The organism is Enterobacter sp. Bisph1, assembly GCF_000814905.1.
In the GTDB taxonomy this organism is placed as follows: domain Bacteria; phylum Pseudomonadota; class Gammaproteobacteria; order Enterobacterales; family Enterobacteriaceae; genus Kosakonia.
Window position 1 is genome coordinate 124,696 of sequence record NZ_JXAG01000047.1, and the last position, 26,445, is coordinate 151,140.

General features: G+C 55.7%; 28 protein-coding genes. 14 read left to right on the top strand and 14 right to left on the bottom strand.

Going from position 1 to position 26,445, the window contains the following annotated elements; all coding sequences use genetic code 11:
• Position 1 precedes the first annotated feature (1 nt).
• Positions 2-1,381: a signal recognition particle-docking protein FtsY gene (gene ftsY, locus RW65_RS15990; protein ID WP_039057776.1), complete on the bottom strand. Its 1,380-nt coding sequence runs from the start codon at positions 1,379-1,381 to the stop codon at positions 2-4.
• Between the two features lie 189 nt (positions 1,382-1,570).
• Here ftsY and rsmD point away from each other — a divergent pair, with 189 nt between their 5' ends.
• Both rsmD and RW65_RS16000 read left to right on the top strand, forming a co-directional pair.
• Positions 1,571-2,173: a 16S rRNA (guanine(966)-N(2))-methyltransferase gene (rsmD, locus tag RW65_RS15995; RefSeq protein ID WP_156124014.1), complete on the top strand. Its 603-nt coding sequence runs from the start codon at positions 1,571-1,573 to the stop codon at positions 2,171-2,173.
• Complete coding sequence (locus RW65_RS16000) at positions 2,163-2,432, top strand: DUF1145 family protein (RefSeq protein ID WP_156124017.1); 270 nt, start codon at positions 2,163-2,165, stop codon at positions 2,430-2,432. Before rsmD ends, RW65_RS16000 begins: the two co-directional genes overlap by 11 nt.
• Positions 2,433-2,456: 24 nt before the next feature.
• Here RW65_RS16000 and RW65_RS16005 read toward each other — a convergent pair whose 3' ends face one another.
• A complete protein-coding gene (locus RW65_RS16005) occupies positions 2,457-2,822 on the bottom strand; it encodes a DUF2500 domain-containing protein (protein WP_039057779.1) in 366 nt (121 codons plus the stop codon).
• 128 nt (positions 2,823-2,950) lie between these two features.
• Between RW65_RS16005 and RW65_RS16010 the strand changes: the two genes are divergently transcribed.
• Together RW65_RS16010 and zntA are read left to right on the top strand one after the other, a co-directional pair.
• Positions 2,951-3,577 (top strand): lysoplasmalogenase, encoded by a 627-nt coding sequence (locus RW65_RS16010; protein WP_039057780.1) that lies wholly within the window; start codon positions 2,951-2,953, stop codon positions 3,575-3,577.
• A 75-nt stretch (positions 3,578-3,652) separates the two neighbouring features.
• Positions 3,653-5,863, top strand: a complete 2,211-nt coding sequence (zntA, locus tag RW65_RS16015; protein ID WP_039057781.1) for a Zn(II)/Cd(II)/Pb(II) translocating P-type ATPase ZntA — start codon at positions 3,653-3,655, stop codon at positions 5,861-5,863.
• Here the strand turns inward: zntA and tusA are convergent.
• Complete coding sequence (gene tusA, locus RW65_RS16020; protein ID WP_072037784.1) at positions 5,860-6,105, bottom strand: sulfurtransferase TusA; 246 nt, start codon at positions 6,103-6,105, stop codon at positions 5,860-5,862. The genes zntA and tusA overlap by 4 nt on opposite strands.
• A gap of 187 nt (positions 6,106-6,292) precedes the next feature.
• Between tusA and RW65_RS16025 the strand changes: the two genes are divergently transcribed.
• Both RW65_RS16025 and RW65_RS16030 read left to right on the top strand, forming a co-directional pair.
• Complete coding sequence (locus tag RW65_RS16025) at positions 6,293-6,958, top strand: 7-cyano-7-deazaguanine/7-aminomethyl-7-deazaguanine transporter (protein ID WP_039057783.1); 666 nt, start codon at positions 6,293-6,295, stop codon at positions 6,956-6,958.
• 72 nt (positions 6,959-7,030) lie between these two features.
• Positions 7,031-7,588: a DcrB family lipoprotein gene (locus tag RW65_RS16030; RefSeq protein ID WP_039057784.1), complete on the top strand. Its 558-nt coding sequence runs from the start codon at positions 7,031-7,033 to the stop codon at positions 7,586-7,588.
• A 42-nt stretch (positions 7,589-7,630) separates the two neighbouring features.
• On the opposite strand, the gene RW65_RS16035 is transcribed toward RW65_RS16030, so the two are convergent.
• The 3 genes from RW65_RS16035 to RW65_RS16045 form a co-directional block, all read right to left on the bottom strand.
• A complete protein-coding gene (locus RW65_RS16035; RefSeq protein WP_039057785.1) occupies positions 7,631-8,023 on the bottom strand; it encodes a DUF943 family protein in 393 nt (130 codons plus the stop codon).
• The gene (locus tag RW65_RS16040) at positions 8,016-8,987 is read right to left on the bottom strand and encodes a DUF3289 family protein (protein WP_082022460.1); all 972 of its coding nucleotides are present in this window, start codon (positions 8,985-8,987) and stop codon (positions 8,016-8,018) included. Before RW65_RS16040 ends, RW65_RS16035 begins: the two co-directional genes overlap by 8 nt.
• A gap of 317 nt (positions 8,988-9,304) precedes the next feature.
• Positions 9,305-10,507 carry an MFS transporter gene (locus RW65_RS16045; protein WP_039057786.1) on the bottom strand — a complete coding sequence of 401 codons (1,203 nt, stop codon included), beginning with the start codon at positions 10,505-10,507 and terminating at the stop codon, positions 9,305-9,307.
• Positions 10,508-10,652: 145 nt separating this feature from the next.
• On the opposite strand from RW65_RS16045, the gene RW65_RS16050 reads away from it, so the two are divergent.
• Positions 10,653-11,702, top strand: coding sequence for an AI-2E family transporter (locus tag RW65_RS16050; RefSeq protein ID WP_039057787.1), 1,050 nt, complete (start codon positions 10,653-10,655; stop codon positions 11,700-11,702).
• A 3-nt stretch (positions 11,703-11,705) separates the two neighbouring features.
• Here the strand turns inward: RW65_RS16050 and arnF are convergent, their stop codons facing one another.
• The 8 genes from arnF to RW65_RS16090 all read right to left on the bottom strand — a co-directional run bounded on the left by arnF (position 11,706) and on the right by RW65_RS16090 (position 20,028).
• Positions 11,706-12,089, bottom strand: coding sequence for a 4-amino-4-deoxy-L-arabinose-phosphoundecaprenol flippase subunit ArnF (arnF, locus tag RW65_RS16055; protein ID WP_039057788.1), 384 nt, complete (start codon positions 12,087-12,089; stop codon positions 11,706-11,708).
• The gene (gene arnE / locus RW65_RS16060) at positions 12,086-12,424 is read right to left on the bottom strand and encodes a 4-amino-4-deoxy-L-arabinose-phosphoundecaprenol flippase subunit ArnE (RefSeq protein ID WP_039057789.1); all 339 of its coding nucleotides are present in this window, start codon (positions 12,422-12,424) and stop codon (positions 12,086-12,088) included. Before arnE ends, arnF begins: the two co-directional genes overlap by 4 nt.
• A 13-nt stretch (positions 12,425-12,437) precedes the next feature.
• Positions 12,438-14,096 carry a lipid IV(A) 4-amino-4-deoxy-L-arabinosyltransferase gene (gene arnT, locus RW65_RS16065; protein ID WP_039057791.1) on the bottom strand — a complete coding sequence of 553 codons (1,659 nt, stop codon included), beginning with the start codon at positions 14,094-14,096 and terminating at the stop codon, positions 12,438-12,440.
• 4 nt (positions 14,097-14,100) lie between these two features.
• Entirely contained in the window at positions 14,101-14,994 is an 894-nt protein-coding gene (gene arnD / locus RW65_RS16070; protein ID WP_039057792.1) for a 4-deoxy-4-formamido-L-arabinose-phosphoundecaprenol deformylase, read from the bottom strand.
• A gap of 2 nt (positions 14,995-14,996) precedes the next feature.
• Positions 14,997-16,976, bottom strand: coding sequence for a bifunctional UDP-4-amino-4-deoxy-L-arabinose formyltransferase/UDP-glucuronic acid oxidase ArnA (gene arnA / locus RW65_RS16075; protein WP_039057793.1), 1,980 nt, complete (start codon positions 16,974-16,976; stop codon positions 14,997-14,999).
• Complete coding sequence (arnC, locus tag RW65_RS16080; protein ID WP_039057794.1) at positions 16,973-17,956, bottom strand: undecaprenyl-phosphate 4-deoxy-4-formamido-L-arabinose transferase; 984 nt, start codon at positions 17,954-17,956, stop codon at positions 16,973-16,975. Before arnC ends, arnA begins: the two co-directional genes overlap by 4 nt.
• A 1-nt stretch (position 17,957) precedes the next feature.
• The gene (gene arnB / locus RW65_RS16085; RefSeq protein WP_039057796.1) at positions 17,958-19,094 is read right to left on the bottom strand and encodes a UDP-4-amino-4-deoxy-L-arabinose aminotransferase; all 1,137 of its coding nucleotides are present in this window, start codon (positions 19,092-19,094) and stop codon (positions 17,958-17,960) included.
• 427 nt (positions 19,095-19,521) lie between these two features.
• Positions 19,522-20,028 (bottom strand): phenolic acid decarboxylase, encoded by a 507-nt coding sequence (locus RW65_RS16090; protein WP_039057797.1) that lies wholly within the window; start codon positions 20,026-20,028, stop codon positions 19,522-19,524.
• 97 nt (positions 20,029-20,125) lie between these two features.
• Between RW65_RS16090 and RW65_RS16095 the strand changes: the two genes are divergently transcribed.
• The 7 genes from RW65_RS16095 to nikR all read left to right on the top strand — a co-directional run bounded on the left by RW65_RS16095 (position 20,126) and on the right by nikR (position 26,436).
• A complete protein-coding gene (locus RW65_RS16095; protein WP_039057798.1) occupies positions 20,126-20,983 on the top strand; it encodes a LysR family transcriptional regulator in 858 nt (285 codons plus the stop codon).
• Between the two features lie 175 nt (positions 20,984-21,158).
• Positions 21,159-22,730: a nickel ABC transporter substrate-binding protein gene (gene nikA, locus RW65_RS16100; protein WP_039057799.1), complete on the top strand. Its 1,572-nt coding sequence runs from the start codon at positions 21,159-21,161 to the stop codon at positions 22,728-22,730.
• Positions 22,727-23,668 carry a nickel ABC transporter permease subunit NikB gene (gene nikB / locus RW65_RS16105; protein ID WP_039057800.1) on the top strand — a complete coding sequence of 314 codons (942 nt, stop codon included), beginning with the start codon at positions 22,727-22,729 and terminating at the stop codon, positions 23,666-23,668. Before nikA ends, nikB begins: the two co-directional genes overlap by 4 nt.
• On the top strand, positions 23,668-24,501 hold the full coding sequence (gene nikC, locus RW65_RS16110) for a nickel ABC transporter permease subunit NikC (RefSeq protein WP_039057801.1): 834 nt from the start codon (positions 23,668-23,670) through the stop codon (positions 24,499-24,501). The genes nikB and nikC overlap by 1 nt, the downstream gene beginning before the upstream one ends.
• Positions 24,501-25,265, top strand: coding sequence for a nickel import ATP-binding protein NikD (gene nikD, locus RW65_RS16115; protein WP_039057802.1), 765 nt, complete (start codon positions 24,501-24,503; stop codon positions 25,263-25,265). The genes nikC and nikD overlap by 1 nt, the downstream gene beginning before the upstream one ends.
• Positions 25,262-26,047, top strand: coding sequence for a nickel import ATP-binding protein NikE (gene nikE / locus RW65_RS16120; protein ID WP_039057803.1), 786 nt, complete (start codon positions 25,262-25,264; stop codon positions 26,045-26,047). Before nikD ends, nikE begins: the two co-directional genes overlap by 4 nt.
• On the top strand, positions 26,035-26,436 hold the full coding sequence (gene nikR, locus RW65_RS16125; protein ID WP_039057804.1) for a nickel-responsive transcriptional regulator NikR: 402 nt from the start codon (positions 26,035-26,037) through the stop codon (positions 26,434-26,436). The genes nikE and nikR overlap by 13 nt, the downstream gene beginning before the upstream one ends.
• The last annotated feature ends 9 nt before the right edge of the window (positions 26,437-26,445 follow it).

The following is a 26,445-nucleotide window of genomic DNA, read 5'->3' on the forward strand; positions in this document are numbered from 1 at the left end:
GTTAATCCTCTCGGGCAAAAAGTGCCTCTATAAAATCGCCCGCATTAAACGGACGTAAATCTTCTATACGTTCGCCGACGCCAATGTAGCGAATCGGAATACCAAACTGGTCCGCCACGGAGAATATCACGCCGCCTTTGGCGGTACCGTCAAGCTTGGTCAACGTAATCCCGGTGATGCCGACGGCTTCGTGGAACAATTTGGCCTGGCTGATGGCATTTTGCCCCGTGCTGGCGTCAATCGTCAGCATCACTTCATGAGGCGCATCTTCGTCGAGCTTCTTCATCACGCGGACAATTTTCTTCAGCTCTTCCATCAGGTGCGCTTTGTTCTGCAAGCGACCGGCGGTATCGGCGATCAGCACATCGATATTGCGCGCTTTCGCCGCCTGAATAGCGTCAAAAATCACCGACGCGGAGTCCGCACCGGTATGCTGGGCGATCACCGGAATATCGTTACGCTGGCCCCACACCTGCAGCTGTTCGACCGCAGCGGCGCGGAAGGTATCACCCGCCGCCAGCATCACCGATTTACCCTGCTGCTCGAACTGGCGCGCCAGCTTACCGATGGTGGTGGTTTTACCGACGCCGTTAACGCCAACCATCAAAATCACAAACGGCGTTTTGCCTTCGATATTTAACGGCTCATCCACGCGGGCGAGGATTTCGCTCATCTCATCTTTCAGCAGACCATACAGCGCTTCCGCATCACGCAGCTGCTTGCGGCTCGCACCTTCCGTCAGATTGGTGATGATTTTGCGCGTGGTTTCCACGCCAACATCGGCAATCAGCAGCTGCTCTTCCAGCTCTTCAAACAGATCATCGTCGATCTTCTTGCCGCGGAACAGACTGATAAATCCGGATCCGAGGTTTTCTTTGGTTTTAAGCAGGCTGCGTTTCAGCCGCGCGAAAAAGCCCTCTTTGGTCGGCTTCTCCTGCTCCTGCATGGGCTCTTCAACGGGTACAACAACAACGGCTTCTTCCGCGGCTTCGGCGGCAAGGGCTTGCGCATCAAGCTCTTCATCGCTTATTGGCGCGCCTTCTTCAAGGGGCTCGGCTTCCACCTGCCACTCTTCGGCATCAATCGCCTGCTGCGTAATCTCTTCCGGCAGCGGCAGCTCTTCATGTTCAATAACGGCCGGTTTCGGTTCCTCGACCGTCTGCTCAGGGGCATGCTCGTGTACCAGCTGTTCGCTGACTTCAACAACCTCTTCGGCGAATTTTTCGCTGTCGGCGGCAGGCTCAACAACCGGCGTCTCTTCTGGCGGCTGCGTTACTTCCTGCTGTTCGGTTTTTGGCTCTTCGGTTTTCGGCTCTTCAGCCTTCTCTTTCTGTCCAAGACCGAGCCAGGAAAAAAAGCCACGTTTCTTCTCATTTGCCATTGCCGACCACACTCCTCGCTGTTATTTCATGGCGCAGCCCGTCTGCACGGCAGGGACTGAAATCATTTGTTAATTAGCCGGATAGTCTACCACTTTCCTCAACGGGCATCACGGCCTGAGGATTAGGGTTTCACCTCTTTCGTCAGACCGCTAGAATAGCAGGCCGAAATGATGAGCAAAGCGATAACCATGAAGAAACCTACCCGTGCCGCCGCCGGCCAAATACGCATTATTGGCGGACAGTGGCGAGGCCGTAAATTACCGGTTCCGGATAGCCCCGGCCTGCGCCCGACCACCGATCGCGTACGTGAAACGTTATTCAACTGGCTGGCGCCGTCAATGGTTGACGCTCGCTGTCTCGACTGCTTCGCCGGCAGCGGCGCGCTGGGGCTGGAAGCGCTCTCCCGCTACGCCGCCAGCGCAACCTTACTGGAAATGGAGCGTAGCGTCGCCCAGCAGTTACAGCAAAATCTGGCAACCCTCAAAGCGATTAATGGGAAAGTGGTGAACACCAATACGCTGACCTTTTTAGCCAACCCCGGTACGCCACACACCATTGCGTTTATCGATCCGCCGTTTCGTAAAGGGATGCTGGAAGAAACCCTACATTTGCTGGAAAACAACGGCTGGCTCGCCGATGAGGCGCTAATCTATATCGAAAGCGAAGTTGAAAATGGCTTGCCCCCTGTGCCCACGCACTGGAAACTGCATCGGGAAAAAGTCGCCGGGCAGGTAGCGTATCGTCTGTATCATCGCGAAGCACAAGGAGAGAAGCATGCCGCTGTTAATTAATCTTGGACGCCTGATGATGCTCTGCATCTGGGCCTTTCTGATCCTTAATCTGATTAAGCCCTTTCCACGCCCGCTGAATATTTTTGTCAACGTCGCGCTGGTTTTCACCGTCTTTATGCATGCTTTGCAGGCCACGATGTTGAAAACAGCGTTGCCGAAAGATGGCCCACAGATGACCAAAGCGGAGCAGATCCGTATTTTCCTGTTTGGCGTCTTTGAACTGCTTATCTGGCAGAAGAAGTTAAAAGAGAAGAAATAGTGGCATGGTCCGGGAGCTGAACGCTTACCGGGCCGCTTCTGGTGTAAAGTCGACGAAACGCGTCCCTTTATAGTGCACTACCCCTTTATCGCCAACCGTCAGCTCATGGTACTGCTTTGCATCTACACGAAACGTCATCTCTGGCCCTCCCGTCAGGGGCTTAAAAACTGCCTCATAGCGTATATCAGTCCCTGCAGGCGTTACTTGTTGCTGCTGCGAAAGGCGCGGGTTCTGCGGAATTTCCCGCTTTGTACTCACCACCACCTCTTGTTGCTGCTGCACAACGCTATCGTTGTTGGTCTTTTCGCGCTGCTGTTGAACAAAGCGAAAAGAGGCAAAAATCACTATCAACCCGATGACGAGAAGGAAAAAAAGCGGAGGTTTGTTCATCGCGAATACCTGTCGGAAAAAGCGGAATTGAGCTTAGCGCGGCGCAAATAGCATTGTCATCATCCTTTTCCCACCACTACACTGAGTAGGAGTGTTTTACCAAAAATAACAGATACAGGGAGTTATTTATGCTGTGGTCATTTATCGCCGTCTGCCTGTCCGGCTGGTTATTTGTTGATGCTTCGTATCGCGGCCCGGTCTGGCAACGCTGGGTTTTTAAACCCGTTACGCTCTTACTCCTGCTGTTACTGGCCTGGCAAGCGCCCATGCTGGATGCCATCAGCTACCTGGTACTGGCGGGTCTGTGCGCCTCGCTGGTCGGTGATGCGCTCACGCTGCTGCCGCGACAAAAATTGCTCTACGCCATTGGCGCGTTCTTCCTCGCGCATCTGCTTTACACCATTTATTTCGCCAGCCAGATGACCTTCTCTTTCTTCTGGCCGCTGCCGCTGGTGCTGCTGGTCATCGGTGCGCTGCTGATAGCCGTAATATGGACACGGCTGGAAGAATTGCGCACGGCGGTATGTACCTTTATTGCCATGACGCTGGTGATGGTATGGCTGGCGGGCGAGCTGTGGTTCTTCCGCCCCACCAGCCCTGCTCTGTCGGCCTTTGTTGGTGCGTCGCTGCTGTTGATCGGCAATGTGGTATGGCTGGGTAGCCATTACCGCAGACGTTTTCGCGCCGACAACGCCATCTCTTCCGCCTGCTATTTTGCCGGGCACTTTTTGATTGTCCGTTCGCTCTATATTTAAAAGCCTTGACTCTGGAGTCGACTCCAGAGTGCATACTCCGGTTAATGAGAAAATTATCATTCACCGGAGGATGCAATGTCAGTCCCCTCAGCAGAATCGAAAAAAACGCCGCAATTCGCGGCGGTTAAACTGCGTCCCGTCGAAGAGAAGCCCGCATCGTGCTGCACCACTGGCGAATGTCAGCAACCTGAACCTGAACTTAATGCCAGCGGCGAACGTTACAGCTGGCGGGTAGCGGGAATGGACTGCGCCGCCTGCGCCCGCAAAGTGGAGAATGCGGTACGCCAGGTTAACGGTGTCAGCCAGGTGCAGGTTGCTTTTGCCACCGAAAAGCTAACGGTCATTGCGCAAGATGATGTGCGTAAGCGCGTCGAACAAGCCGTTGAGCAGGCCGGATATCAGCTACGCGGTGAAAATAGTGCGCCTGCGCCCGCTCCCTCGCCGCTGCGCGAGAACCTGGCGCTGATGGTTTTAATCGTCATGATGGCGTTGAGCTGGGGGCTGGAACAGTTCAATCATCCTCTCGGCCAGGCGGCGTTTATTGTCACAACGCTGGTCGGGCTGTGGTCCATTGCCCGTCAGGCGCTGCGCTTAATCAAAAGCGGCAGTTGGTTTGCCATCGAAACGTTAATGAGCGTAGCGGCCATCGGCGCACTGTTTATTGGTGCGACAGCGGAAGCAGCAATGGTGTTGGTGCTGTTTTTAATTGGCGAACGCCTTGAAGGTTGGGCCGCCAGCCGCGCCCGTCGCGGCGTCAGTGCGCTGATGGCGCTTAAACCGGATAGCGCCATTCGCCTGCGCGACGGCGAGCGCCAGCGCGTTGCCGCCAGCGACTTACAGCCGGGCGATGTGATTGAAGTCCCGGCTGGCGGACGTTTGCCGTCGGACGGGCGTCTTATCTCGCCCTTTGCCAGCTTTGACGAAAGCGCCTTGACGGGCGAATCGGTGCCCGTCGAACGCACTCAGGGCGAAAGCGTGCCCGCAGGGGCGACCAGCGTCGATCGTTTGGTGACGCTGGAGGTGGTTTCAAAGTCGGGTGAAAGCGCCATCGACCGCATTCTGAAATTGATTGAAGAGGCCGAAGAGCGCCGCGCGCCCATTGAGCGTTTTATCGATCGCTTCAGCCGCATTTATACCCCGGCCATTATGGTCGTGGCGCTGCTGGTGGCCATCATCCCGCCTCTGCTGTTTGCCCAGCCCTGGCTGGTGTGGATCTACAAAGGGCTGGCGCTGCTACTGATTGGCTGCCCGTGCGCGCTGGTGATCTCTACCCCGGCGGCGATCACTTCGGGGCTGGCGGCAGCGGCGCGGCACGGCGCGTTAATTAAAGGCGGCGCGGCGTTAGAGCAGCTTGGCAGCATTCGCCAGGTGGCGTTTGATAAAACCGGCACTCTCACTGTCGGCAAGCCGCAAGTGACGACAATCACGCCCCTCTCCGGTACGGACGAGAGTGAACTGCTGGCCCTGAGCGCCGCGGTGGAACAGGGTTCCACTCACCCGCTGGCGCAAGCCATTGTGCTGGAAGCCCAGCGCCGGAAGCTGCTTATTCCTCAGGCCCACGGGCAACGCGCGCTGGCGGGTCGCGGTATTGAAGCGACGGTTAACGGTCAGCAGATACTTATCAGCGCGCCGGACAAACTCGGGCAAGGCGCGGGGGATGAAAGCCTGCTGGCGCAGATTGCACAGCAGGAAAGTCGCGGTCAAACCGTAGTAGTGGTACAACGCGCCGGGGACGTTATCGGCACCATTGGTTTACAAGACACCTTGCGCGACGATGCCAAAGAGGCGGTTGCTGGCCTGCACGCCCTTGGTATCCAGGGCGTTATACTTACCGGCGATAACCCACGCGCCGCGGCGGCTATTGCTGCCGAATTAGGACTGGCGTTTCGCGCCGGGCTGTTGCCGGAAGATAAAGTGTCTGCGGTACGCGCGCTTAATCAGCAGGCCGCACTGGCGATGGTTGGCGACGGCATTAACGATGCGCCAGCGATGAAAGCCGCAACGATAGGCATCGCGATGGGCAGCGGAACGGACGTGGCGCTGGAAACCGCCGATGCGGCATTAACTCATAACCGGCTTACCGGCCTTGGGCAGATGATTCGCCTGGCGCGCGCCACGCACCGCAATATTCGCCAGAACATTGCTATGGCGCTTGGTTTGAAAGCCATTTTTCTGGTGACGACGCTTGTAGGCGTAACCGGGCTGTGGCTGGCGGTGATGGCGGATACGGGCGCAACGGTGCTGGTGACGGCGAACGCGCTGCGTCTGTTACGCAGTAAGGCTTAATGGCCTTTACGCAGCAGATAGCGATACGGTAACGACTCGGTATGACCGGCAATCAGCTCATGTTCCATAAAGCGGCAAAAGCCGGGAATATCGCGGGTGGTTGCCGGATCGTCGGCGATAATCAGCAACGTTTCGCCTGGCTGCATCGTGCGTACGGTTTTGCGCACCATCATCACCGGCTCCGGGCAGCGTAAGCCCTGAGCATCCAGCGTATGGTCGGCGGTGGAAAACGGATCGGTCATCTTCATCTCGCAATGGAAAAAACCGCATTAGTTTACGCCGCCTTTTTTGTGACGCAAGAGAGGTTAACGATTGCGTTAAAATTAACCATTGCATCCCGTTCCGATTGCAGTATCATGCGGCGGCTCTGCTTGTCAGAGCATAATACGTACTGGGTTCCCTCACCCCATTTACCAAAAAGGTCACAATATGACGCATTTTTCCGACGCTCAGCGCATGAAGGCGCTGTTCTGGCTTTCATTGTTTCATCTGCTGGTGATCATCTCCAGTAACTACCTCGTACAGCTGCCGATCACCGTTTTCGGTTTCCACACCACCTGGGGCGCGTTCAGCTTCCCGTTTATCTTCCTGGCGACGGATTTGACCGTGCGCATTTTCGGCGCGCCTCTGGCCCGGCGGATAATTTTTGCGGTGATGGTGCCTGCGCTGCTGGCTTCGTATGTTATCTCTTCGCTGTTTTACATGGGCAACTGGCAAGGTTTTGGCGCGCTGCTGCACTTCAATCTGTTTGTCGCCCGTATCGCCGCCGCCAGCTTTATGGCGTACGCGCTGGGGCAAATTCTCGATGTGCATGTCTTTAACCGGCTGCGTCAGAACCGTCGCTGGTGGCTTGCCCCTGCGGCCTCCACGGTATTCGGTAACGCCAGCGATACCGCCGCGTTTTTCTTTATTGCCTTCTGGCGCAGCCCCGATGCGTTTATGGCGCAGCACTGGACGGAAATCGCGCTGGTGGATTACAGCTTCAAAGTGTTTATCAGCATCGTTTTCTTCCTGCCGATGTACGGTGTGTTGTTGAATATGCTGCTAAAAAAGTTGGCAGACAAATCTGAAATTAGCGCGTTACAGGTGAGTTAAAGGTACGGCTTAGCAGATGTGATAAGATGCGCCGATAAGCCGTTATGGCTGTTAATCGAAAGGAAGAAGTTAATGCGCAATCTGGTGAAATATGTCGGTATCGGCCTGCTGGTTGTTGGGCTGGCCGCCTGTGATAACAGCGACAGCAAAAAGCCTGCTCAGGGCGCTGCCGCTGAAAGCAACGCCAATGGACAGCCGGTAACTCTGCTCGACGGCAAACTCAACTTCTCGCTGCCTGCGGATATGACCGATCAGAGCGGCAAGCTGGGCACCCAGGCGAATAATATGCACGTCTATTCCGATGCGACGGGGCAAAAAGCGGTGATTGTGATTGTTGGCGATAACACGCCAGACGATCTGAGCACGCTGGCGAAACGTCTGGAAGATCAGCAGCGCAGCCGCGATCCGCAGCTGCAGGTGGTTACCAATAAATCCATCGAACTGAAAGGCCAGACGCTGCAGCAGCTCGACAGCATTATCTCCGCTAAAGGCCAGACCGCGTGGTCCTCTGTTGTGCTGGGTAAAGTCGATAATAAACTGCTCACCTTCCAGGTGACGCTGCCGGCAGATAATCAGCAGCAGGCGCAAACCGCTGCGGAAAATATTATCAATACCCTCGAAGTGAAATAACATTCACGACGCGGTAAAAAGGGAACCTCAGGTTCCCTTTTATTAGTCGTAATACATAACGGCATTCGGGGCGCTTCCTAATGACATCAGCGGCCTCTTATCGATACACCGTGCCATTACAGTCATATCATCGAAGCACAACAGATTTGCATCCCCATCGGTGCCCTGCTCCCTGCGATAGCCTTCTCCGAAATCCAGTATATAAACAGTGTAGTAACCATTACGATCTTTATGTGGAATGCCATATTTTTTCTTAATCAACGACTTATTCGACTCCCACCAGGCGATCTGCTGGCTTTTGAAGAAGGGAAAATGCTTGACCAGTAGGGTATTTCCGTCATGCACAGCAACAATCTCCACTGGCGTCAGATAATGCCAGAGCAGATAGCCACAGGCAGTTGCTGTAATAATGCCTGTAATAAGTCTCTTATTCACCGCGCCTACCTGATATCTCCACGGTTGCATTCATCTCCGTGATAAACGGCCTAAACCCGTACTTCTGCCAGCGCTGCAGAACAAACCACAAGCGAAAAATACGGAACCGGCGGAACAGCTCATTCTGAACATCCGCTTCATCAAGTCCAAAGTGATCCTGAACGCGGTAATGCACTTTGGCCCGGTAGCTGTCACCCTTCACTTCCAGCGATTGCAGGGTAATATGCGTGGCCCATATATCATGCACAGTAATGACCAAGCCGTTTGTAAAATCGTTCAACCGGTTAAATTTCGGCAAAATAGAACGCTTACCTATTTCTTCTTTGAATTTGTCTTTATATTTTAATGGATAAAGCGAATATTCACTGCTCATGTAAAGGCTGATTACTCTTTTTATTCTCATTACAGTGCTTTGTTGAGTACGGTCATTAAGAATTTGCTCTTTCAATGCCTTGTCCAAAAGGAGGCTGCTGAAGGGCTTTCCGCTGTTTCCCTGCATATGGCTAATCATTTCTGCAATGACGTACCGGTATTCACCCTGAAAAGCAAACAGCTTCGCCAGTTCACGGAACTCATCGAATATCAACGCCGCTGCCTCGTTACTGTTGACCAATGGCCTCGGTTTTAGCTGAAATTTGGGACGGACGTGAGATAAGGAAAAAGCGAAAGGAGCTACAGGTTCTTTCACCTTAAGAGTGCGGGGGTTTACTTTCATGGAGACTTCATCGACGTCAATCCGGAAAACATTTCTTAATGTCAGTACATCCAGATCGCCGTAATGCATATCTTTGGCGTGATAATCATCCATCTGACGCACGGTCTGGTATATCAGAGCAGGAAACGGCAACGGAGCGGGACGACCATTTAACAATGCTCCCTGAACATGGCTGCAACTGGGTGTCCCTGCTGTTATTTTGTCCTTATAATGTCCTTGCTTAATGCCATCAATTTCATCCCGCCCCATATTGCCACCTCGATTCCTTTAGCATAAACGGGGGGATAATACCGATCCCATGTCTGAACGACGTGCGCCGTATCAAGCTTATGATCATCTGAAATTATCTTTGTCTCATTAAGGAGATAGAGAGATAATTTCATTTATGGGAACAGACTAAAACACGGAATCAGCAACACAATACTGAATATAAACGCAAAAAAGCCTTATAAAAATAACTGAGCGCCAGACACAAAGGCTAATTCCAACACACCATCGACTCAAAAAGAACCCCACCTACAACATGGGGTTCGTTATCGATGGTAAGCGTCAGGTTCCCTTTTTCGTTATTCACTCAGCAATACGGGCCGCTGTTTTAAACGCCAGGCCAGCAGCAAGGCGATCGTCACCAGCCCTGCGGCGGCGAAATAGATTGAGGAAACGCCCGCTCGTGCCATCAGCAGCCCCGCCAGCGGCCCGGTTATCCCCAGCGATAAATCCATAAATACCGTGTAGGTCGCCAGCGCAGATCCCTGGTTATGCTGCGGCACGGCTTTGACCGCCACTACGCCGAGCGCAGGAAACACCAGCGAGAAACCGGCTCCGGCAAGAAATACCCCCGTTTTCGCCATCCACGGTTCAACCGCCAGTCCTACCAGCACCAGCCCGATGGTTTCGACGACAAAGCAGAGCATCGCCACATTTATTCCGCCGACGCGTTGAATGCCGTTGGGGAATAACAAGCGGGTACCCACAAACGCACAGCTAAATAACGTCAGAGCCAAGGCCGCACCTTCCCAACCTTTTGCATCGTAATAGAGGGTGATAAACGTGGCGATCACGCCAAAACCGGCAGAACCGAGCGCCAGCGCCATACCGTAGAGCCAAACACGCCCCAGCACAGCGCGAAAAGGCAACGGTTTGCCTTTGCTGGCTTTCACCGCCGGACGCGGCAGCGCCAGTAGCACCGCCAGCAGCGCGACGCCCATAATCAGCAGTGCAAGCCCCTGTAGCCCCCCTGAGTGATAACAGAGTACGCCAAGGGGCGCGCCAAGGGCCATTGCGCCGTAGGTGGCAATACCGTTCCAGGATATCACCCGGCCAATATGTAGCGATCCGACGACGCCGACGCCCCAGAGCGTGGCACCCGTACCGGCAAAACTCTGGCCAATCCCCAAAATCACCCGACCCAGGCACAGCAGGAGTAAGCCAGCGACGCTTGCCGTACCGCCCAGCCCCGCCAGTAAATAGCTCAAACCGCTGAGAAACGCGCCGCACAGCCCGAAAATCACCACTTTTTTCGGCCCCAGCAGATCGGCATAGCGCCCGGCATACGGTCGGCTCAACAGCGTGGCGAAGTACTGCAGGCTGATCACCAGCCCCGCCCAGAAGGCGCTATAGCCCATCACATCATGGACATAGCCGGGCAGCACCGCCAGCGGCAGGCCAATGGTGAGATAGCTGGCAAAGTTAAACATAACGACGGAGAGAATCCGCAGATTGAGGCGCAATCCGCTAAGCGCCGGTTCGGCGGCGGGTACAACAGGCATGGCGTTTTACTCAGATTTTCACAACAGTGTTTCACTATTATCACGTCAGCAAACAGAAATCAGCACTCACTTTAAGATTAGCTCCAGCAAGCGAAGGCGCGGCGGCGCACTACAATTAACAGGCCGATGATTTAAGGAATTTACTATGACACTTCCTCAGCCCGATCGGGCGGGTCTACATATCTTGTTAAAACTGGCTTCGCTGGTGATTATTTTGGCCGGTATCCATGCCGCAGCCGATATTATCGTCCAGCTGTTGCTGGCGCTCTTTTTTGCCATTGTCCTCAATCCGCTGGTCACCTGGTTTTTGCGTCGCGGCGTATCGCGCCCCGTAGCGATAAGCATTGTGGTGCTGGTGATGCTGATTTTCCTCACCGCCCTGTTCGGTGTGCTCGCCGCGTCGATCAATGACTTTATGACCCTGATGCCGAAGTACAACCGCGAGCTCACGCGTAAATTTCTTCAGCTTCAGGATGCCATGCCGTTTCTTCATCTGCATATGTCGCCGGAACGAATGCTGCAACGGATGGACTCCGAGCGGCTGATGGGTTTTGCCACTACCATGGCGACCCAGCTTTCCAACGCCATGGCCAGCATCGTGCTGCTGGTAATGACGGTGGTGTTTATGCTGTTTGAAGTGCGCCATGTACCGTACAAACTGCGCTTCGCCCTTAACAATCCGCAGATTCATATCGCCGGATTGCACCGCGCGCTGAAAGGCGTGTCTCACTATCTGGCGCTGAAAACGTTACTTAGCGTATGGACCGGCGTGATTGTCTGGGTCGGACTGGTAATGCTGGGAGTGCAGTTCGCGTTGATGTGGGGTGTGCTGGCGTTTCTGCTGAATTACGTCCCCAATATTGGTTCCGTGATCTCCGCTATTCCGCCGATGATCCAGGCGCTGCTGTTTAACGGCACTTATGAGTGCGTGATGGTCGGCGTGCTGTTCCTGGTGGTGCATATGCTGATTGGCAATATTCTTGAGCCGCGGATGATGGGTCATCGGCTGGGCATGTCGACGCTGGTGGTGTTTTTATCGTTGCTGGTGTGGGGCTGGTTGCTTGGCCCGATAGGTATGCTGCTATCAGTGCCGCTGACCAGCGTATGTAAAATCTGGATGGAAACCACCACCGGCGGCAGCAAACTGGCGATTTTGCTTGGTCCAGGACGGCCGAAAAGCCGTCTGCCAGGGTAGATTTTATCGTTGACGGGCGGGCAGAAAAATAACCAGAACGCCCGCTATAATCACCAGCACGCCGATACCGCCGCGCAGAGAAAAAGGTTCGTGCCATCCGGGAAGCCAGATGGCCGCCGCCCACACAAGGATATAGCTCAGACTGAGTAGCGCGTAGGCTTTACTCAGCGGTAAACGGTGCAGGGCAAGATACCAACAGCCCATCGAAGCCAGATAACCGGCAAGCCCAAGCACCAGCGCCAGCGTACCTTTCTGCGGTTGCAGCAGCGCCCGGATAAAAGACTCGCTAAGCTCCACCGGCGGCAGCGATACCATGGCATAACGCAACAATAGTTGTGCGCCGCTTACCAGCAGCACGCTGAACAACGCCCAGTGCAGGCCTTTCATAACGAGCTCCCCAGCAAGATAATCCCGGCGATAATCAATGCCACGCCAATGCCATGACGGACGCTCACTGGCTCACGCCAGATAAAACGCGCCGCCAGCGTCACCCAGACAAAATTGAGGCTCAGCATCGGGTAGGCTACGCCGACAGGAATGCGTTGTAATATCAGCAGCCACAGCGCCATACCCGCGCCGAGCGCCGCCAGCGCTAACCCCAGCCACAGGCCAAGATGTCTGCCGCGCTGGCCGTTCGGCGCGGGACGCGTCGCCTGTTTCTGGCACAGCTGGCCTGCGCAGCTCAACAGGCTTGCCAGCGCAAGCCATAGCCAGTTGCTCATTGGGCTTCACTTATCATTGTGGCAAGTACTGAATAAAGACCATACGCCCTTGTACATAAATATTGTCCGGTTTCGGGAGCGACATGTGCATATAGTCGTCGGGTTTAGACTGGTGCAGGATAAGTGAAATCACCCCTTCCCGACGATGTAGCGCCAACCACCTGGCAAAATCCTCCTCGCTAACAAAACGCCCTTCGCCGTCAGGATAGGCCATACCGTAGGTTAACTCGCCGCGCGCATCAAACAGAATAATATCGGTTCGCTTCAGCTCCCAGGCAAGCCCGGCAGCTACACCAACATTATTGGTCAGCACATAGCGGCTCGGCATCAGCGGTTCGTTGATAAAGTTAATCAAGAACTGCGGTTGCTTGGAGTCCATCACTTTATCCGGGACAACGATCCCCACCAGCAGGGCAATCGCCAGCGGACACAGCGCGGCCCAGGACCAGCGCTTGTCGCTTGAGCGCAAGGTAAATAGCCCGACCAGCGCCCAGGCAAGGAAGGCAAAGGCCGCCAGCGCTGCTTTATAGACCTCTAACTCCGTCCAGACGGGATGTTTCAGGAATCCAAGGGGCGAGACAACCAACGCCGCAATAAACACCGTCAGGCCAAAAGCGATATTGATCCACGCATTGGCGCGCAGCACGCGGCTGCCGCTGTGGGCAATCTCCACGGCATAACGTGCCATCAGTATCGCTAGCGGGGCGAAACAGGGCAGAATATAGGTCGGCAGCTTGCCTTTGGCGATGCTGAAAAAGATAAGCGGCATGACCACCCATCCCAGCAGATAAAACGCATCCTGGTTCCCCACTTTTCGCGCCAGCCAGCCGCGCTTCAGCGCACCGGGTAACAGCGCCAGCCACGGCAACGAACCGGCGATTAAAAACGGGATGTAATACCAGAACGGCGCTTTATGTTGTGCATCCTGTTGGGCAAAGCGTTGAATATGTTCCACCCAGAAGAAGTAGCGCCAGAAATCAGGTTCCCGCGCCGCAATCGCCAGCCCCCAGGGCAGTACCGTCAGCACGCAGCAGATAACCGCCAGCCAGCCCCAGCTCAGCACCTCTTTCCAGCGTTTCGCGACAATAACCCACGGCAGTACGCCAATCACCGGCACCGCCAGCGCGAGAAACCCTTTGGTCATCACGCCCATGCCGCACGCCACGCCGAGCAGCAGATATCCGCCGAATTTACCCCGTGCCGTATTGGCCTGCGCCGCCTGCCAGAAGCTGAACATTGCCAGCGTCATCCACAGGGTGATCATCGGATCCAGTACCGCATAAGTACCGATGCCATACACCAGAAACGCTGTCAGGAAGATCACCGACGACAGCACGGCGGTGCGTTTATCGCGCCACATTTTCCACGCCAGCGCGCCCACCAGCAGCGCCGACAGGGTGATGGACAACACTGAACCAAAACGCACGGAGAAGTTGTTGTGACCAAATAGCCACTGGCCAAGGTTATTGATCCAGTACCCGGCTATTGGCTTTTCAAAATAACGCAGGCCGAGGAAGTGCGGCACAATCCAGTCGCCGCTGTTGAGCATTTCACGGCTGATCTCTGCGTAGCGAGTCTCATCGGGCTGCCACAGCAGGCGATACTCCAGCGGAACCAGATAGTAAAGCGCGAACAGCGCAATCAGCGCCAGTCCATAGCGAGTGGATTTCATAGTCCTAACCTAAAAGTTGTTGGCAACCCAGCCAGCCTTCACGGCCAACTACGCCTCCACGTACCACTTTACCTGGCGGTAGCGTGTCCAGCGACTCCGGCAGAAGCTGGCTTAACGGGCAAAAAGCGATGTTTTCGCGCTTCGCCATGGTTAACAGCTCGTCAAAACCCTCCGCGCCGATAATGCCCTCGACCTCGGCATGGATGGTATATACCGGCGTACCGGTATTGCGGTGCATACTGTCGAGAATAAAACGGTTGTAGTCTTGCGCCGTAACGGCAATCCCCACGGCTTCATCCCATGTCGGTAGCGTGACCGGAATCTGCGGTGCGGCGAAAGTGTCTTCGGTGAGCAGCGGACGAAAGGGTTGCGTACCGCGACAGTCGCTGTTATAGCGGAAATTGAAATGAGATTTGGCTTGCACCACCCGCTGATCGGCGCGCCAGCCCGCCACGGCGGAACAGGTCACCGAACGGCCAATGATCTGCTCCAGCGCCAGTAATCCACGCTCGATCTCCGCCTCCAGGTGCGCCTGATCCCACGTGCCGCTCCAGCACTGCCAGCGATGATGATCCCAGGCATGCAGACCCACTTCGTGCGCCTGCGCGGTTTTGCGAATGATCTCCGCATTACCTTCACCAATCAGCCTGCCGGGCCAGGCGGTTCCCGCCAGTAAAATATCCCAGCCGTAGAGTGACGCTGCGCGCGAGCGCAGCATCTTCCAGAGAAATTTCGGCTTTAGCAGGCGCCAGATATGGCGCCCCATATTGTCAGGTCCAACGCTAAAGAAAAAGCTGGCCTGAATATTGTGCTTCTTTAAGATGTCCAGCAGGCGCGGCACGCCATCACGCGTACCGCGAAACGTATCGACATCAATCCGCAAGCCGATGTACTTCATGCTTATTTCTCATCCGTCAGTTCAACGGTACGCAGGAAGAAATCCAGCGTTTCGTCAATAGTCTGGCGCATATCCACGGTCGGCTCCCACTGCAGGCAGCGTTTGGCATTACGAATACTCGGTTTGCGGTGCTCCACATCCTGATAACCTTTGCCGTAATAGCTGCTGCTCTCCACTTCGCGGAAACCGGCGAAGGGCGGGAAACGGTCACGCAGCGGGTGTTTTTCGAAGCTGGCCAGCAGCATCTCCGCCAGCTCTTTAATACTGGCTTCGTTGTCCGGGTTGCCGATGTTAATGATCTGCCCGTCGCAGCGGCCATCTTTGTTCTCGATAATGCGGAACAGCGCTTCGATACCGTCGCTAATATCCGTAAAGCAGCGTTTCTGTTTGCCGCCCTCAATCAACTTAATTGGCGAACCTTCCACCAGGTTGAGGATCAGCTGAGTAATAGCGCGCGAGCTGCCGATACGTGCGGCGTTGAGGTTATCCAGACGCGGTCCCATCCAGTTAAACGGACGGAACAGGGTGAACTTCAGACCGTGCTTGTCGCCATAGGCCCAAAGTACCCGGTCAAGCAGCTGCTTGGACACGGAGTAGATCCAGCGCTGTTTATTGATAGGCCCAACCACCAGATTCGAGTTGTCCTCATCGAAGTTATCGTCAGTACACATACCGTACACTTCCGATGTCGACGGGAAAATGATGCGTTTGTTGTACTTCACGCAGTCGCGGATGATTTTCAGGTTCTCTTCGAAATCCAGTTCAAACACGCGCAGCGGGTTACGGGTGTACTCAATCGGTGTCGCGATCGCCACCAGCGGCAGTACCACGTCGCATTTCTTAATGTGGTACTCAATCCACTCGGAGTGAATGCTGATATCGCCTTCAACAAAATGGAAACGCGGGCAGTCCATGAAACGGCTGATAGCGTCAGAGCCAATATCGAGACCGTAAATCTCGTAGTTATCATCGCTCAGCAGGCGTTCGGTCAAATGGTTACCGATAAAGCCATTTACACCGAGGATCAGCACGCGAGTACGACGTTTTACCGCCACTACCGGTTTGCTGGTCAGCAGCGCGCCCGCCACCAGGCCTAAGGATTGCGCCAACTGTGCGCCCTGCATATACACGCCGTTTTCTACCTGGCCGGTAAGAATTTCCAGCGCGCCATCCGCGCAGGCGACCAGCAGCGGCGCAACGGAAAGCACCGTGCCGGCACGCGCCGGTGCGATGTCCTTACGCACACGAGATTTCCAGACAATAAACTTGTGCGTTCCGGCGAAGCTGTACGCACCCGGCCACGGATCGGAGACCGCTCGCACCAGATTTTGCAGCGTCTGCGCCGGTTTTTCCCAGTCCAGACGGCCATCTTCCGGCGTGCGGCGACCATAGTAGCTGGCCCGGCTCTCATCCTGCGCCGTTTCGCTAAAGGTGCCCGTTTTGATGGCGCTCAACGCGCTTCCCAGCATGCCTTTGGCCGCTTCCGCCAGTTTGCGATGCAGGGATAACGCTTCGTCATTCTCTTCAATCGCCACGCGCTGTTGCGCGATAATGGCACCTGCGTCCGCACGCGCAACCATGCGATGCAGCGTCACGCCGGTTTCGCTTTCGCCGTTTACCAGCACCCAGTTCAGCGGTGCGCGCCCACGGTAGGCAGGCAGCAGCGAGCCGTGCAGGTTAAACGCCCCGACACGCGCGGTTTCAAGAATGCTGTCGCACAGCAAGTTGCGGTAATAGAAGGAAAAAATCACATCCGCATTCAGTTCGCGAATGCGGTCAACCCACAAAGGGTGATTCACATCTTCCGGGGCATAGACTGGAATACCGCGCTCAGCGGCGATACGCGCCACCGAACCAAAAAAGTGGTTTTCGTTTGCACTGTCGGGATGGGTAAAAATCGCCGCAATCTCGAAACCTGCATCCAGTAACGCCTGTGTACCGACACAGCCCATATCGTGATAAGCAAAGACAACGGCTTTCATTGATTTTCTTCCTCTTGCGAAACTTGATGATCCTGACGGACAACACGTTGAATAAAGTAGCGGGGGCGCGCGCGCACATCGTTATAGATGCGCCCGATATACTCCCCAAGTAGCCCCATGCCGATAAACTGCGCGCCGATAAAGGTGAACAGGATGGCGAACAGCATAAACATCCCTTCTCCACCCCACTGCGCGCCAAACGCCAGACGCAGCAGCACCAGCAGCACCGATAGCGAGAAGCCGAGCACCGCGATCACGCTGCCGAATACGCTCAGCAAGCGCAGCGGCGTGGTCGTCAGGCAGGTCACCAGGTCGTACATCAGGTTTATCAGGCGCATAAAGCTGTATTTGGAATCGCCGAATTCACGCTCCGCGTGCTGCACGGGGATTTCTACCGCGCGGCGGGCAAAGGTATTGGCGAGGATCGGGATAAAGGTGCTGCGTTCATGGCAGTGCAGCATGGCATCGACAATATGGCGGCGGTAGGCGCGCAGCATACAGCCGTAATCGCCCATTGCTTTACCGGTGGCTCTTTGGATCAGGCGATTGACGTTGCGCGAGGCCATTTTACGAAACAGGCTGTCCTGGCGGTTTTGCCGCACCGTACCCACCACGTCATACCCTTCGTTGGCTTTCGCCACCAGCCGCGGGATCTCCTCCGGCGGGTTTTGCAAATCGGCATCCAGGGTGATGATTAAATCGCCGGTAACATGGCTGAAACCGGCCATGATCGCCGAGTGCTGACCGTAGTTGCGGTTCAGCAGTACCGCGACAATATGGCTGCCGGGCAGCTCAGCCGCTTCCGTTAACATCCTCGCTGAATCATCGCTGCTGCCGTCATCAACCAGCAAAATTTCATAATCAATGCCCAGCAGATCGCAGCTGTCAGTGGTGCGGCGAATTAACTCCGGCAAACTCTCCTGCTCGTTGTAGACCGGGATCACTACAGAGACTTTTTCTACTGGCGGTAAAGTAAACATATCAGCGCCCTGCAATGGTGCGGAGCGCGTGAATGACGCGGGTTGTGTCGTCATGGGTCATGTCCGGGAAAAGCGGCAGGGAACAGATGCGCGCACTGTTCCACTCCGTATTAGGTAAAGAAATGGGGAAACGTTCGCGGTAGTACTTCTGGGTATGCGCCGCGCGGAAATGCAGCCCGGTGCCGATACCCTGCGCTTTCAGGGTTTCCATCAGCGCGTCGCGGGAAATGCCGCACCGTTGCTCATCAACGCGGATAATAAACAGGTGCCAGGCGTGCAGATGGGGCCACGATGGCAGCGCAAGCGGCTGGAACGGCGTATCCGCCAGCTCCTGCAGATAACGTTGGGCTATCTCCTCGCGGCGGGCGTTGGCGGCGGGCAGTTTACCCAGTTGCACCAGCGCAATGGCGGCGTTGATATCGGCGAGGTTGTATTTAAAACCGGGGGAGATCACTTCCGCCTGCGGGGCGCGCCCGAGAGTTTGGCGGTCAAACGCATCGACGCCGAGACCGTGGAATTTCAGACTGCGAATACGCTGCGCCAGTTCTTCGTCATCGGTCACTACCAGCCCGCCTTCCGCACAGGTCATATTTTTTATCGCGTGGAAGGAGAAAATAGCGGTGCCGCGCCCACCCACGTGCTCCCCTTTGTAGTAGGTTCCGGCAGCATGTGCGGCGTCTTCAATCACTGGAATACCGTGCTTCTCGCCAATGGCGCGCAGAGCATCAATGTCCACCGGCGCGCCAGCGTAATGCACGGGAATTATCGCTTTGGTGCGCGGCGTAATCGCGGCCTCAACGGCTTCTGGCGTGACCATCAGCGTCTCTTTATCAACGTCAATCATCACCGGCGTCGCGCCGAGTAGCACAATCATATTGAGGGTCGAAACCCAGGTCAGCGAGGGAGTAATCACTTCATCCCCGGCGCCAATACCCAGCGCCATCAGGGTGACGTGCATACCGCCCGTCGCCGAACTGACGGCAATGGCGTGGCGGTTACCCGTTAACGTGCAAAAAGCTTCTTCCAGCGCCTGATTTTTGGGGCCTGTCGTGATCCAGCCGGATGCCAGCACTTGCTGAATGGCTGCGAACTCTTCCTCCCCCATTGACGGGCGCGAGAACGGTAAAAAATCACTCATCTCTTTTCCTTGGCGTCATCAACGCAAAAATAGACCGCCACAAAAAAACGTTGCGGCTGGGCAGTAAAATGGCGCATGAATGTTAAACCAAAATATAATGAACGCGTTTTTGAAGCATTTATTACGATTAGGGCTAGTGTATCAATCTTAGCAATTCAATATTAGGACAAGGTTAAGATAATGAAGAAGAGGGAAAGTTCAAAAATAACGATAAACGATAAAAAACAGAGAGTTAGATTTTAAAAAAGAAAATTCTTAATGAGATCGCCGTCAAAAAAATGAAATGTTTAACGCCCGTGCAATGTATACAAAGGCGTTAGCAAGTTTATTTAAACGGCACATCAACAATTTTCAAAAAAATAATATCAATGTGCAATTAATTATTTCAAACACCACGGTCTAAAATATATCAAATAGTGTGAAAATTTTATGACAAATTTTGTGGGAAACTGGTGGGTAATGCACTGGCTGCGCAGTTAATTACGCTGTCATTATTTTCCCCGCACTCCTGCACAAAGGTAATGGTGGCAAATTCATCAATCACTTCTGTCGGGTAAGCCGGGCCGGCAGCGCGATAAGACTCCATCAACGCAATATGATCGTTCTGGAAGCAGACAGTTTTTTCCGGGTTGTTGATCACCCAGCGTGGGAAAAAGATGGTGCCATGGAACAGGCGATCGCCGAGGTTCACTATCAGGCTGACATCGGTTCCGGTTGGCTCGGTCCAGGAAATTTTATAAATACTTTCGCCCACGCGAACGATATACGCATGCTGATCTTTCACCCACCGGTCTGCCACGATGCCGCTATGAATACGGTAATCCAGCGTTTCGCCGTTTTTCACATAAATCTCGTAGTTCCAGCCATTATCGTAGGTATAAACCAGATGTTTGCCGACGAAACCGCTCAAATCGTATTTATCAAAGGTGCTCATTTTTAATCTCCTTAGGGAATAAAATGAGCGTACACCTGCAAAAATCGAATGAATAACGCTATATTTGCATCAAATTCATTCACTTTTTAGATTGGTTATGCACAAGACGACGCTGGAACAATGGACGCTACTGCAAAAAGTGGTGGAACTGGGCAGCTTTGCTAAAGCGGCGGAAGAAACCCATCGCAGCCAGTCCTCGGTCAGTTACAACCTGGCGCTGTTGCAGGAGCGCCTCGGCGTAGCGCTGCTGATGCAGGAGGGTCGGCGCGCGGTACTCACCCCGGCGGGGGAACTGCTGCTCAACCAGGTGAAGCCGCTATTAAAAGCCTTTAACTGGGTAGAGACGCGAGCGGCAACCCTGCGTAACGGCATGCGGACGCGGCTGGATCTGGTGGTGGACACTATTTTCCCCCGCGCGCGGTTGTTTGCCATTTTGCGCCAGTTCCAGCAGCGCTATCCTCAAACTCAGGTCAGGCTTACGGAAGTGCTGGAGTCGGCCTCCAGCGAACTGCCCGCTTATGCCCAGGCCGATGTCATGGTTTTAACCCGCCGCATGGATATGACCGGACGCGGCGAATGGCTGATGAATGTTGATTTTGTCGCTGTCGCCCACCGCGATCATCCTTTGTGCGCCGCAGACCAGGTGAGTGAAACGATGCTCGCCGCCTGGCCGCTGATCCGTATTGCCGAGAGTGATAACCGGCAAAACCCGACGGCGCAAGAGTCGTGGACCTTCTCGACGATTGATGCGGCGATAGAAGCGGTGCAGTACCAGGTGGGCTACGGCTGGTTGCCAGAAGAGCGCATTCAACCGATGCTCGACAGCGGCGTACTTAAAATCTTGCCGCTGAACCATGGCGTTCGCCGCGCGACGCCGCTGCATCTGCTGGTAAAAAAAGACCTCGCGCCGCTGGATGAACAAGTCGAGCTACTGTTGCAGCTTTTTAAGGCGTAGCGCGCTGCGCCGTCAAACATACCATTATCGCCTTTCCGTTATCGCTGACCTGCGGCGAGCATGACGATAAATCCCTGTTAAAACCGGGGCTTTTGATCCAGAACATACTCTTCGTATGATGAATCTCTAAAATCGTCATACTTTCTCGCCACCGACTTTCGTCAGGAAACCGAACGTGTCTTTCTATCGTCAGGCTGGCGCTCTGCTTCTGCTCTGCGCATCCTTTGCCGCTCTCGCGGCGCAAAACACGCTGACTACCGCATGGCCGGTCAATGTGGGCCCACTTAACCCCCATCTCTATACGCCGAATCAGATGTTTGCCCAAAGCATGGTGTATGAACCGTTGGTAAAATATCAGGCCGACGGCAGCATCAAGCCCTGGCTGGCGACAAGCTGGACGCGCTCGGAGGATGGCAAAACCTGGGTCTTTACCCTGCGCGACGGGGTGACCTTTTCCAACGGCGAGCCGTTTAACGCCGAGGCGGCGGCGGAGAACTTCCGCGCGGTACTCGATAACCGCCCGCGCCATGCCTGGCTTGAACTGGCTAACCAAATCACCGACGTCAAAGCCCTTAGCCCCAATCAGTTACAAATCACCCTGAAAAGCGCCTACTATCCGTTCCTGCAAGAGCTCGCCCTGCCCCGTCCGTTTCGCTTTATCGCACCCTCGCAGTTTAAAAACCACGAAACCCTGAACGGCATTAACGCGCCGATTGGCACCGGGCCGTGGATGTTGCAGGAATCGAAGCTCAATCAGTATGACGTGCTGGTGCGCAATGAACATTACTGGGGGGCGAAACCGGCGCTGGAAAAAATCATTATCAAAGTGATCCCCGACCCGACCAGCCGCGCGGTCGCCTTTGAGACCGGCGATATCGATTTACTGTATGGCAACGAAGGGTTGCTGCCGCTGGATACGTTTGCGCGCTTTAGCCAGGATCCGGCCTGGCACACACAGCTCTCCGCGCCGATTGAAACGGTGATGCTGGCGCTCAATTCAACCCATACGCCAACCAATGAGTTAGCGGTGCGCGAAGCGCTGAACTATGCCGTCGATAAGCAAACCCTTATCACCGGCGCGCTGTACGGCACCCAGCAGGTTGCCGACACGCTGTTCGCCCCTTCCGTACCCTATGCCAATATCGGCCTTAAGCCGCGCCGGTACGATCCGGCGCAGGCTAACGCGCTGTTAGAAAAGGCGGGCTGGACGCTTCCCGCTGGCAAAAGTATCCGTGAAAAAGCCGGGCAGCCGCTGCATATCGAACTGGCGTATATCGGCACCGATGCCCTGAGCAAATCGATGGCGGAGATTATTCAGGCCAACTTGCGTCAGGTGGGCGTTGACGTCGGGCTGGTCGGTGAAGAAGAGAGCAGCATTTACGCCCGCCAGCGCGATGGCCGTTTCGGCATGATTTTTAACCGCACCTGGGGCGCGCCCTACGATCCCCATGCGTTTATGAGTTCGATGCGTGTGCCGTCCCACGCCGATTACCAGGCGCAACGCGGTCTGGCAGATAAAGCCATTATCGATAAAGAGATTGGCGAGGTGCTAACCACCAGCGACGAAACCGCGCGCCGGGCGCTGTACCGCGATATTCTTACCCGCCTGCATAACGATGCGGTGTATCTGCCCATTAGCTATATCTCAATGATGGTGGTAGCGAAACCGCAGCTTGGCACAATCCCGTTTGCCCCTATCGCCTCAGAGATCCCCTTTGAGCAGATAACCCCGGGTGATGCGCAATGATCCGCTATTTATGCCAGCGGCTACTGTTGCTGATCCCGATGATCTTTGCCGCATCGGTCGCGATCTTCCTGCTGCTGCGTCTTGGCGCGGGGGATCCGGCGATGGATTATTTGCGTCTCTCCAACCTGCCGCCGACGCCGGAGATGATCGCCGCCACCCGTTTACAACTGGGACTGGATCAGCCTCTTGTTAGCCAATATTTTCACTGGCTGTGGCGCGCGTTGCATCTCGATTTCGGCATCTCCTATGCCACCCAGCGCCCGGTGCTGGAGGATGTGTTGCACTTTCTGCCCGCCACCTTACAGCTTGCAGGCGCGGCGCTGGTGCTGATTTTTCTCACCTCTGTGCCCCTTGGTATCTGGGCGGCGCGGCATCGCGACGGGCTGCCGGATTATCTGGTGCGCGCGATAGCGTTTCTTGGCGTGTCGATGCCGAACTTCTGGCTCGCCTTCCTGCTGGTGATGTTCTTTTCCGTGCATCTGCGCTGGCTACCGGCGATGGGCTATGGCGGCTGGCAGCACCTTATTTTGCCTGCCATTTCCATCGCCTTTATGTCGCTTGCGATCAACGCTCGCCTGCTGCGCGCCAGCATGCTGGAAGCCGCCGGGCAGCGCCATGTCACCTGGGCGCGGCTGCGCGGATTAAACGATAAGCAGACCGAGCGGCGGCATATTTTGCGTAATGCGTCGCTGCCGGTGATCACCGCCATGGGCATGCATATTGGCGAATTGATTGGCGGCACGATGATTATTGAAAGCATCTTCGCCTGGCCCGGCATTGGCCGCTATGCGGTGTCGGCGATATTTAACCGCGACTATCCGGTAATTCAGTGCTTTACGCTGGTGATGGTGATCGTTTTCGTGGTGTGCAATCTGCTGGTTGACCTGCTGAGCGCCGCGCTGGATCCGCGTATTCGCCTTCATCAAGGAGCGCACTGATGCACTTTCTCAACACCGCCCGCTGGCCGGTGCGTTTTGCGCTGCTGATCCTGCTGTTGCTGCTGTTTATTGCCCTCACCTGCCAGTGGTGGACGCCGTACGATCCGCAAAGTATTGATTTACCCGCGCGCCTGCTGCCGCCGGGCAGCCAGCACTGGCTCGGCACCGATCATCTTGGGCGCGATATCTTCTCACGGTTAATGGCCGCCACCCGCGTTTCGCTGGGTTCGGTGATGCTCTGTCTGCTGCTGGTGCTGGCGCTCGGTTTAACCGCTGGCGGCTGCGCCGGGCTGCTTGGCGGGCGCATCGATCAGGCGGTGATGCGCGTGGCGGATATCTTTATGACCTTTCCGACGTCGATTCTGTCCTTTTTTATGGTCGGCGTGCTCGGCACCGGCTTAACCAACGTGATTATCGCCATCGCCCTTTCCCACTGGGCGTGGTACGCACGAATGGTACGCAGCCTGGTGATTTCTCTGCGCAGCCGCGAATATGTGCTGGCGGCGCGGTTAAGCGGCGCAGGCTACGGGCAGATTTTTCGCGATCACCTGGCGGGCGCGGTGGTTCCCTCGCTGCTGGTACTGGCGACGTTGGATATTGGTCATATGATGCTACATGTCGCCGGGATGTCATTCCTCGGTCTTGGCGTTACCGCGCCAACGCCGGAATGGGGGGTGATGATCAATGACGCTCGGCAGTATATCTGGACGCAGCCGCTGCAAATGGTGTGGCCGGGGCTGGCGCTGTTTATCAGCGTGATGGCCTTTAACCTGGTGGGCGACGCCCTGCGCGACCATCTCGATCCCCATCTGGAAACGGAGCATGCCCACTGATGCCTGCGCAACTGACGCTTGAGAATATCTCCCTGCAGGCGGAACGCCCACTGGTAGCGGATCTGTCATTAACCCTGCATCGTGGGCGCGTACTGGCGCTGGTAGGCGGCAGCGGCAGCGGTAAATCCCTGACCTGCGCGGCAGCGCTCGGCGTATTACCTGCGGGCGTGCGGCAAACTGCCGGACGGCTGCTGCTGGATGACCAACCCGTAACGCCACACTCTCTGCGCGGCGCGACCATCGCCACGATTATGCAAAACCCGCGCAGCGCCTTTAACCCGCTGCATACCATGGCCGCTCACGGGCTGGAAACCTGTCGCGCGTTGGGAAAACCCGCCGAGCGCGCGACGCTACTGGCGGCGCTGAATGCCGTCGGGCTTGAAGATGCCGAACGCGTATTGTCGCTCTATCCCTTCGAGATGAGCGGCGGCATGCTGCAACGCATGATGATCGCCATGGCGCTGCTGAGTGATGCGCCTTTTATTATCGCCGATGAACCGACCACCGATCTCGACGCCGTCGCCCAGGCACGCATTCTCGATCTGCTGGCGCGCATCATGGGCGAACGGCGACCCGGGATGTTGTTAGTAACCCACGATATGGGCGTTGTAGCACGCCTGGCGGATGATGTCGCAGTAATGAACAACGGGCGCATTATTGAACAGGGAAGCGTAGAAAGCCTGTTCAGCGCCCCACAGCACCCGCTTACCCGTGAATTGGTGGCGGCCCATCTGGCGCTGTATGGACTGGAGCTGACGGAATGAATCTTCTTGAGGTTTGCGGTGTTTCTCACGCGTATCACCAGCGCCCGGTGCTGGAGAATATCTCGTTGCAAATCAAAAGCGGTGAAACCGTGGCGCTGCTCGGGCGCAGCGGCTGTGGCAAAAGCACGCTGGCGCGGCTGCTGGTGGGGCTGGAATCCCCTGCGGAAGGTGACGTGCGCTGGCGAGGCACGCCTCTGCACACGCTTAATGCTCGCGCCCGTCAGGCGTTTCGCCGCGATATTCAGATGGTGTTTCAGGATCCCGTCAGCGCCGTCAACCCGCGCAAAACCGTGGGCGAGATTGTGCGCGAACCGCTGCGCCATCTGTTAACGCTCCCGAAGGCTGAACAGCAGGCGCGCGTGGCACACTTACTGGAAGAGGTGGAACTGGATCCATCCCTTGTCGATAAACGCCCGCCACAGCTCAGCGGCGGTCAGCTACAGCGCGTGTGTCTGGCACGGGCGCTGGCGGTAGAACCGACGCTGCTGATTCTTGATGAAGCCGTTTCCAGTCTCGATGTATTGCTGCAGGCCGGGGTTATCCGCCTGTTGCAGCGCTTACAGCAGCGTTCCGGCGTCGCCTGCCTGTTTATCACCCATGATTTACGTCTGGTCGAGCGTTTTTGCCAGCGGGTAATGGTGATGGAATCCGGCGCGCTGGTCGAAACCCTCGATGTCACTTCACCGCTGCGCTTTCACTCACCGGCCGGGCAAGCGCTGCAACAAGCGGTCCTGCCCGCCTTTCCCCTCTCCTTCAACAGGACGCCGCTATGCAACGCGTAACCATAACCCTTGATGATGATCTGCTCGATACGCTGGACAACCTGAGCGCGCGACGCGGCTACCATAATCGCTCGGAAGCGCTGCGGGATATTTTGCGCGGCGCGCTTGCGCAGGAATCCGTCGAAGATCAGCAGCAGCAGGGTTACGCCGTGCTGTCCTATGTTTATGAACATGAGAAGCGCGATCTGGCAAGCCGCATTGTCGCCACGCAGCACCATCACCACGACTTGTCCGTCGCTACGCTGCATGTGCATATCAGCCACGACGACTGCCTCGAAATCGCCGTGCTGAAAGGCAAAATGGGCGAGGTTCAGCACTTTGCCGATGATGTGATAGCCCAACGCGGCGTGCGTCACGGCCATTTGCAGTGTCTGGCAACCGAGAAATAACGCCCGCTA